Origin of the sequence: Mesorhizobium sp. M7A.F.Ca.CA.004.04.2.1, from assembly GCF_004022825.1 — a bacterium.
Classification (GTDB): Bacteria; Pseudomonadota; Alphaproteobacteria; order Rhizobiales; family Rhizobiaceae; genus Mesorhizobium.
On record NZ_RZPH01001371.1, the window covers coordinates 1 to 1,222 of the forward strand.

Annotated in this window: 1 protein-coding gene; it reads left to right on the forward strand. The window is 63.5% G+C overall.

Going from position 1 to position 1,222, the window contains the following annotated elements; all coding sequences use genetic code 11:
• Positions 1-1,222 (forward strand): PAS domain-containing protein (locus EN893_RS39670; protein WP_128362193.1); only part of this gene is annotated, 1,222 nt, incomplete at both ends.

Sequence of the window (1,222 nt, forward strand, 5' to 3'; positions counted from 1 at the left end):
GTCATGGACGTCAACATCGACGGACGGGATTGGTACGCGGCGGTCAGCCTGGCGAATGGCGGAAAGGGTGCATCGGCGGCCCTGGTGCCACAGGACGCGGTTTTCGATGCATGGCGCAAGACTGTTTCGCTGAACGTCACCCTGTTCGTGCTGACGGCCGGTGTGCTGATCGTCATCCTCTATGCCTATTTCGGCCAGGCGGCGCGTGCGCAGGCGGCTGACCGTATCTACCTCGAAGCGCATCAGCGCATCGACATGGCGCTGGTGCGCGGCCGCTGCGGCCTGTGGGACTGGGACATGGTGCGCGGCAAGATGTACTGGTCACGCTCGATGTATGACATGCTCGGCTACAAGCCCTGCGACACGATGCTGTCCTTCGGCGAGGTCGACCAGATCATCCATCCCGAGGACGGCGATCTGTTCGAGCTCGCCAACAGAATCGTCGCACGCGAGATCGATCATATCGACCAGGTGTTCCGCATGCGCCATGCGGACGGCCAATGGGTCTGGATGCGCGCACGGGCACAGGTCATCGATCCGGAAGCGCCGGAGATCCAGCTGATCGGCATTGCCGTCGACGTCACCGAACAGCGTCATCTGGCGCTGCGTTCCGAGGCTGCCGACCTTCGCCTCAGAACGGCGATCGAGAACATCAACGAATCCTTCGTGCTGTGGGATTCGACGCAGCGCCTGATCATGTGCAATTCCAAATACCAGCAGGGCAACGGGCTTTCGGACCGCGACGTGATGCCGGGCACCGCGCGCGCGGCGCTGGAAGAACGCATGCTGGCCTTTGCTTCCGAACGGCGCCTTGCCCACACCAGCGGCCTGCAAGGCGGCGCCACTTTCGAGCGGCAGCTGGCCGACGGCCGCTGGCTGCAGGTCAACGAACTGAAGACCCGGGACGGCGGCATCGTCTCGGTCGGCTCCGACATCACCCAGATCAAGCTGCACCAGGAGAAGCTGGTCGACAGCGAGCGGCGGCTGATGGCAACGATCCATGATCTCAGCCTGGCGCGGCGGGCCGAGGAGGAGCGTTCGCGCGAACGGGTCGACCTCAACCGCAAATACATGAAGGAAACCGAACGGGCCGAAGCGGCGAACCGGGCCAAATCCGAATTCCTGGCCAACATGTCGCATGAGTTGCGCACGCCGCTGAACGCGATCATCGGCTTCTCCGAACTGATGGAGCAAGGGCTGTTCGGCCCACTCGGATCGGAGC